Below are 7,675 nucleotides of genomic sequence, written 5' to 3' on the forward strand. Positions count from 1 at the left end.
CTGAAAATAGGATTGTTGATCTTAGCACTGTTGAGCCCTCACCCTATGCTCATACTTTGTCTAAAGAACTTACCAAAGACCCTAGACTGATTGAAGTAATACTTAGCGAGACTACCAAGATAATCAAAATGGATCAAAGGAAGCCCGAGAAAGGCCGGCTTATAGTTGAGACAAGAGGGGGTATTATTACCGCCAATGCAGGTGTTGATGCTTCAAATGTTTCAGGCGGAGATATGGTAACCCTTCTTCCAATAGATTCTGATGAATCTGCAGACAAATTAGCCCACGGATTGAAAGAAAAATGTGGAATAAACTTAGCTGTCATAATCACCGATACAGTGGGGAGACCTTGGCGAGACGGACTTGTAGATATAGCGATAGGATGCTCAGGCATAAAAGCGCTTAAAGACTACAGGGGAGAGACAGATTCAAAAGGGTTTGAGCTAAATGCAACTGTTATGGCTGTGGCTGATGAAATTGCTTCAGCCGCCGGCCTACTTATGGAAAAGGCTGAGTCTGTACCTCTTATAATTGTAAGGGGTTATGATTATGATCCAAAGAGCATTGGAGCAAAAGAGCTTATCAGAAATGCTGAAGACGATCTGTTTCGTTAAGACTTAAACATAACAATTATGATAGAACTTGAGCGTCAATTTATAAAGATTGCCCACCGAGGCGCCAGTGCCTACGAGCCCGAGAACACACTTAAATCTTTTGAAAGAGCCATAGAGCTAAAATCAGATATGATTGAGTTTGATGTAAGAGAGTCATTAGACGGTCATCTGGTGGTTTTTCACGATCAAACAGTTGATCGCACTACCAATGGCTCAGGCCATATCTCGCATAAAACACTTAGCGAACTTAAAGAACTGGATGCAGGTCATGGGGAACAGATACCAACCCTTGAGCAAGTTATAGAGCTTGGAAAAGGGAGGGCTAAATTTGTGTTAGAGATTAAGCAGGACAGGTTAGAAGAAAAAATTGGATCGTATTTGCTTAAGAACGATTTATTAGACGATGTTTATGTAGTATCGTTTAAACCTAAAAGACTTAAAATGTTAAAAGAGTTAAACCACCGCATCAAGACAGGTTTGATAGTTTTTGCCTCCCTAAATCCTATTGGTCTTGCACTTAACTGCGGCGCAGATTTTGTAGCACCCTTTAGATGGTTTGTTACTGATTCTCTGGTAAAGAGAGCCAGGGATAGCGGGCTTTATACTTTCACTTGGACTGTGGATGAAACCATAAAAGCCCATAGCATGAAACAAAAGGGCGTAAGCGGCATAGTGACTAATAAGCCTGATATTATTTAGCTAAAAGCGCGACTGAAACGATCGCGAATCCAATTCCGGCCATCTCTCTTATATCTAATTTTTCGCCCAAGAACACTAATGCCAGCACGACGGTAAGAGCAGGATATGCGGCGGATAGCGGCGCTACAATTGAGAGCTTGGCGTACTTGAGCGCAACTATGAATAGCACTGTACCAACTCCCCAGCATAAACCCATTAATATGGCAGGGTAATTGATAGAAAAGTTTGTAAAGATAGTATTTCTATAGTAGATAACAAATGTTGTAAAAACTGTCAGAGTTCCAACCGCTTCAAAGAAATAGACCCTGTAGGGAATATCCTTTAATGAAGCTACCTTTCCAAAGAAACTTCCAAATGAAAAGCAAACTATCGCTAGTAATATTAAGATAAACCATCTCTCGCTCATTGTGATCTCCTATAATAAAATTTGAACTCTCTTAGATTTAGAAACCAACATTAACATGCAGTTAACCTTTCCTGAATATCTCCTTCATACGGGAGTGTTGTAATGAGAATGCCACCTCTTATCCGATCCGAAACACTCCCAAAACCTTGGGTCCTTCTTGGCTACTGAGGGTGATGGAATAATCACCCTCAGTCTTTTCACAAAAAATATTTGTAAAATCAGTTAATCATATCTTAACTATTTTATGATAGGATTGGTATGTAGATACACATACAACCTAATATATGGGAGACATGAAATGAGTGAAGTAACAGAATATAAACCCGGTACTTTTTGCTGGCCGGAACTTGTAGCATCCGATGTAGATAAGGCTAAAGAGTTTTACACAAAACTATTTGGTTGGGACATTGAAGACAACCCCATTGGTGAAGACATGGTTTATTCTATGGCTAATTTCGACGGAAAATACCTAGGCGGTCTCTATCCGATGTGGGCTGAGCAAGTTGAACAAGGAATACCAACACACTGGGCTAGTTATGTATCAGTAGCTGACGTTGATGAATCAGTGAAAAAAGCCCAATCCTTAGGAGCTAATATTGTAATGCAGCCTATGGATGTATTTGATGCAGGCCGTATGGCAGTGGTTATGGACCCAACTGGCGCTGTGTTTTCCTTATGGCAGCCATTAAAGCATATAGGTGCGCAGATCGTAAACGAGCACGGCACATTAGTATGGAACGAACTTGCAACTAATGACACTGAGAAAGCAAAAGAATTCTACACAGAGCTATTTGGCTGGACTTATGATGAAATGGATATGGGTGGTGGTATGACCTACACGGCTTTTAAGAATGGAGATTGGCCTGCTGCAGGAATGATGGCCATCGGTCAAGACATGGGCGATATGCCTCCTACGTGGTCAGTATATTTTGCAGTCAACGATTGTGACAGCAGTACTGAGGAGGCAACAAATCTTGGCGGTCAGACCATAGTTCCACCAACAGACATTCCGGAAGTAGGAAGATTCTCTTTTCTACAAGACCCTCAAGGCGCAGTATTTGCGATTATTAAACTACTAAACCAGCCAGAATGATAAATTAATATATGATAGAAGGCAGGGCATAATGTCTTGCCTTCTATGTTTTCCGCACTTCCTTCTTATAGAGACCTTTTCCTCAAAGTGTTTCTCGTCCTCACATGAAATTCGGGTGGTTTGTTTTGAACCCACTTAACAAATTTTTGCACATTTTCATTCTCAAGTATTCGCTCAATTGTGTGGTAATAGTTTAAGAGTTCCCTTTCAGTAAAATTTGCATGAATAGTCCTATGACAGATTCTGTGAAGAAGCACTATATCTTTACCTTTAAAACTTTTAGGAATTAAATGATGTTTACTAGGCTTTTCGGGGAGTGGTCTTTTGCAAAGTGGGCAGTTATTGGCTTGGTCCATGTCGATAATAAAAAGCTAAAAGTTCATCTGCCTTCTTTTAATAAATGGAGTATGTACTTGGTCCTTTTTATAATTTCCTGTAAGTGCATACAGAATCATATTAATACCAAGTCTAAAAGCACGTTCTCTCTGAGCCTCTCCACCAGGTATCACCTCATATTGCCATTTGCCAAACTCATCCTCAGACCAAGCGCCGCCTAGATCATTTTTGGAATACAAAACAGCAGTTCTATCTTCTTCCCTAAAAGTTATTCCCTCTAAATAGGGCTGAATAACTTTTCTCCCGCTGGCAGAGTTTAGTATATAAAACGATTTGTTCACTACATGGTCATGCGGTATTGGAGCAAGTGGTATTTCTGGCATGATATTTACTAGCTCGGCTCTTATCTGAGTATCAAAACTTGAGTCCTGCTCACCTGAAGTGTCATCGATGATTAAAGTTCCACCGAGCTGAAGATATTTCCTTAGCTTTCTTCTTTCTTGTGCGCTAAAGGATGTAAAGCTGCTATCACCGGACATGTATAGGAAGGGGTATTGAAATAGATCCGGATCAGTCAGTCTTAGGCTCTTTCTCTGATCAGAGCTATTTACACTTGTTCTAAGCTCAAGCGTACTCATTAGCCTCTTGTATGCCCTCGGTCTTGTATCCCAGTTTCCGTCATAAATAAGTTGAGCAAATTTAAACTCTGATCCCTCATATAGTCCTAAGAGAGGTAGTGATATTAACAGGAGCATTAATAATGCAGCTGTCCTTGTGCAAAAGTATTTAGTGTTCAAGATATTAAAATATTGAGGGGTTTATAGCTAGGTGTCAAGAAAATATAGAATTACGTAACCCAAAAAAGCATAAAAAATCTTTACTATTTCAACAATAGCTAAAATGGGAAATATTATTCTTATGAAAATACCAAGCGGAATCTTCTTAAATCAGTATAGAAGAAGTTTACTCAGAACCAGCTTTAACTACTTTTGTAGCTTGCGGTCCTTTTGGTCCGTCTGTTATTTCAAACTCTACAGCTTCACCTTCTGCTAGACTCTTGTAGCCTTCGCCTTCGATAACACTGTAATGAACGAATACGTCTTTATCTACCTCATCGGACTGGATAAAACCGTATCCTTTAGAACTGTTAAACCATTTTACTGTACCCTGCATTAAATAAAGTCCTCCTAAGAAATCTACTTCAAAACCAATATCGCACTTTTTAATCAGTTTGTCAACAGATTCTTTTAGCATAGATTTGATAGCTAAATCACCTTGCGATAAGGTTATATCTTAAATTATTGTATTTTGAGTTCCCATAGTATATTTAACTAATGCAAAATTACAGAGATATTTTCCCTATTACGAAAGATTTTATCTACCTTGATCACGCTGGGGTATCCCCTGTTTCTCTAAGAGTTAAGAATTCAGTTGATGAGTTCCTTCAAAACGCAAGCGGACAAACCAAGATGGATTACAGTCTGTGGGGAGAAAGGATAGAACAGGTCAGGGCCTCGTGTGCCAAGCTTATAGGTGCCAAGCCCAGTGAAGTCGCATTTGTAAAGAATACATCTCATGGAATCTCTATAGTCTCATCAGGTCTAGATTGGAAAAAAGGTGATAACTTAGTTGTCTTTGAAAAAGAGTTTTCTTCTAACATATATCCCTGGCAGAGCCTTAACGATAGAGGCGTAGAAGTAAGGTTAATTCCACTTAAAGATGAGAGAATCCTGTTTGAAGACATTGAGAACTTAATTGATTCCAGGACAAAGCTGATAACAATGAGCACTGTGCAGTCAGTGAACGGGTTTATGATAGATCTAAATAAATTAGGTGATTTATGCCGGAGCAAGGGAATACTCTATTTTGTAGATGCTATTCAGAGTTTAGGCGCAGTATCTATGGATGTTGAAAAGTCTAAGGCAGATTTTCTTGCGGCTGATGGCCATAAGTGGTTATTGGCTCCCGAGGGAATAGGGATTTTTTATTGCAGAGAGGAGCTGGCAACTCAAATCAAGCCTAGTCTCATTGGTTGGAAAAGCGTCGAAGATGATCTTAACTTTGAAAGCTATGACTTTAAACTCAAAAATAATGCGCTCAGGTTCGAAGAAGGATCTATGAATACTATGGGTATTTATGGACTTGGAGCAGCCGTGGATCTACTTTTGGAAGTTGGGGTTGAAAATATTCAAAATCATATTCTTGGGCTTGGAGATCTAATAATAAATGAGGCAAAGAATAGAGGTTTTGATATTAGAACACCTTTAGACCATAACGAAAGAGGGGGCATAATCTCCTTCTCTGGAGAGTTTGAACCTAAAGAAGTCGCCGAAAAACTTTTTGAAAAGAACATAGTCGTAAACAATAGAGGAGGAGCTCTTAGAGTCTCTCCACATTTTTATACCACTGAGCAGGACATTTTAAAATTCTTTGATGCCCTGGATCAACTTTTATAGCCTAAAGAGAGTGCTAATCAATTAGAAATACCCTTATGCCTGTGATTCCTACAACTGTTCCAACTAAAAGACCATAAACAAGATGTCCAACAAGGTGTGCTATAGCTACCTCAAACCCGGCATTACGAAACTGCTCAATTGGGTGGTGCTCGGCAACCATAATTACTAACAGAAATGCGAACGCAACACCGTGAAATATCCCTATCATGGCTCCTGCTCCTATTGCTCCCACAAGAGAGTCAGGTGAAAGCAAACTTATCAGGAGTACATAGAGAAATGCAAAGAGGATCCCTGAAATATAGTGTAAAAGCAGACCTGGCCCAAGAGCATTTTCGTAGGACTTTGTGAACATACTGCCTATAGCTCTTATCATGGCAGCATTAGCTAGCCCAGTGCTGGTAATAAACCACATCACTAGACTCATGCCAGTAGTACCGACAATACCCGCCGCAATAGTCGTTAAGAAAGCGTTCATCATTTTCTACCGCACCTCCTTAGTAAATGTTTTTAAACTCAGCCCCCATTCTTCTAAAGAGAAAACCACTAATGAACTGTATATTTAGATGATAAACCCATATAGTACATAGTTTCAAGTACTATTTGCTTAATAAATAATTGACATGGATTTGTATTTGTAGATAATTATTTGATCTTGCTAAGGCCAAAAAGGGAGAATTTAATTGAAGAAAAAAACGGATAAGTCCAAAAAACCTGTAAAACTGCAAAAGTTTTCGTCAATAGTTGTTGACGGCGCCGATAAAGCCCCAAATAGATCAATGCTCAGAGCTGTGGGGTTTAAGGATAAAGATTTCAAAAAGCCAATAGTCGGAATTGCATCCACATGGAGCATGGTAACTCCATGTAATATGCATATAGACAAGCTGGCTTTACAAGCCGGTGCAGGTGCTGATAAGGCAGGCGGCAAATCTATAATCTTCAATACGATTACAAACTCTGACGGCATCTCTATGGGTACGCCCGGAATGAGATACTCACTTGTTTCTAGAGAGGTTATTGCCGACTCAATTGAGACTGTTGCAGCAGGGGAAGGCTTTGACGGTCTTGTGGCTATAGGCGGGTGTGATAAGAACATGCCGGGATGTTTGATAGCTATGTCCAGGCTAAACCGTCCTAGTGTGTTTGTTTACGGCGGCACAATTATGCCGGGAAACTATAATGGACAGGATATTGATGTTGTCTCTGTTTTTGAAGCGGTAGGCGCTCATGCCAATAAAGATATTTCTGATCGTCAGCTAAAGCAGATTGAGTCAAACGCTATCCCTGGCCCTGGCTCATGCGGCGGCATGTATACGGCAAACACTATGGCATCAGCAATTGAAGCTCTTGGAATGAGTCTTCCAAACAGCTCTGCACAGGCTGCAATCTCTCGAGATAAAATAAAAGACTGCCAGGAAGCCGGCGCAGCGGTAGTAAACCTTCTTAAAAAAGGTATACGCCCAAGCGACATAATGACTAAAAAAGCTTTTGAAAATGCAATCACAGTAGTAATAACATTGGGCGGCTCAACTAATGCAGTGCTTCACCTCCTGGCAATGGCAAATGCTATGAATGTAAAGCTTACAATTGATGACTTCACGAGAATAGGCAAGAAAACACCGGTAGTTGCAGACTTAAAGCCTAGCGGAAAGTATATGATGGCAGATTTTTGCAAAATCGGGGGTTTAACACCGTTTTTGAAAATACTACTAGATGCTGGTCTTCTCCATGGAGATTGTCTCACTGTTACAGGAAAGACTGTTAGAGAGAATCTTAGAGGAGTTGGGAAATATCCAAAAGGTCAGGATATTATCCGCCCGCTCAACAATCCTATCAAGGACCACAGCCATATTGTAATTCTTAAAGGTAACCTAGCCTCTGAAGGAGCTGTTGCAAAAATATCCGGCTATGAAGGGCATTCTTTTACTGGTAAAGCAATTGTGTTCAACTCAGAGGAGGACTGTCTAAAGGCAATTCTCAATGGACGAGTCAAACAAGGGCACGTAATAGTTGTGCGCTACGAAGGTCCACGAGGGGGACCTGGTATGAGGGAGATGCTTGCTCCAACGTCAGC

The 7,675-nt window shown here is 40.4% G+C and carries 9 protein-coding genes; 5 read left to right on the forward strand and 4 right to left on the reverse strand.

From position 1 onward, the window contains the following. Positions 1-614 (forward strand): coenzyme F420-0:L-glutamate ligase (gene cofE / locus AAF462_07985; protein ID MEM7009056.1); only part of this gene is annotated, 614 nt, incomplete at its 5' end. Between the two features lie 18 nt (positions 615-632). Then, positions 633-1,313 (forward strand): glycerophosphodiester phosphodiesterase family protein, encoded by a 681-nt coding sequence (locus AAF462_07990; GenBank protein MEM7009057.1) that lies wholly within the window; start codon positions 633-635, stop codon positions 1,311-1,313. Here AAF462_07990 and AAF462_07995 read toward each other — a convergent pair. Then, positions 1,306-1,719, reverse strand: coding sequence for an EamA family transporter (locus AAF462_07995; GenBank protein MEM7009058.1), 414 nt, complete (start codon positions 1,717-1,719; stop codon positions 1,306-1,308). The genes AAF462_07990 and AAF462_07995 overlap by 8 nt on opposite strands. Before the next feature lie 298 nt (positions 1,720-2,017). Here AAF462_07995 and AAF462_08000 point away from each other — a divergent pair, with 298 nt between their 5' ends. Beyond that, the gene (locus AAF462_08000; protein ID MEM7009059.1) at positions 2,018-2,812 is read left to right on the forward strand and encodes a VOC family protein; all 795 of its coding nucleotides are present in this window, start codon (positions 2,018-2,020) and stop codon (positions 2,810-2,812) included. 371 nt (positions 2,813-3,183) lie between these two features. Here AAF462_08000 and AAF462_08005 read toward each other — a convergent pair whose 3' ends face one another. Beyond that, a complete protein-coding gene (locus tag AAF462_08005) occupies positions 3,184-3,903 on the reverse strand; it encodes a DUF4159 domain-containing protein (GenBank protein ID MEM7009060.1) in 720 nt (239 codons plus the stop codon). Between the two features lie 208 nt (positions 3,904-4,111). Further along, positions 4,112-4,321, reverse strand: a complete 210-nt coding sequence (locus AAF462_08010) for a cold shock domain-containing protein (GenBank protein ID MEM7009061.1) — start codon at positions 4,319-4,321, stop codon at positions 4,112-4,114. Between the two features lie 161 nt (positions 4,322-4,482). Between AAF462_08010 and AAF462_08015 the strand changes: the two genes are divergently transcribed. After that, positions 4,483-5,604 carry an aminotransferase class V-fold PLP-dependent enzyme gene (locus tag AAF462_08015; GenBank protein ID MEM7009062.1) on the forward strand — a complete coding sequence of 374 codons (1,122 nt, stop codon included), beginning with the start codon at positions 4,483-4,485 and terminating at the stop codon, positions 5,602-5,604. Positions 5,605-5,617: 13 nt separating this feature from the next. Here AAF462_08015 and AAF462_08020 read toward each other — a convergent pair whose 3' ends face one another. Continuing rightward, positions 5,618-6,082: a DUF6789 family protein gene (locus tag AAF462_08020; protein ID MEM7009063.1), complete on the reverse strand. Its 465-nt coding sequence runs from the start codon at positions 6,080-6,082 to the stop codon at positions 5,618-5,620. Positions 6,083-6,284: 202 nt separating this feature from the next. Here AAF462_08020 and AAF462_08025 point away from each other — a divergent pair. Next, the coding region (locus AAF462_08025) for a dihydroxy-acid dehydratase (GenBank protein ID MEM7009064.1) at positions 6,285-7,675 on the forward strand (1,391 nt) is incomplete at its 3' end.

It is taken from the genome of Thermodesulfobacteriota bacterium (assembly GCA_039028315.1).
Classification (GTDB): domain Bacteria; phylum Desulfobacterota_D; class UBA1144; order Nemesobacterales; family UBA2774; genus CR02bin9.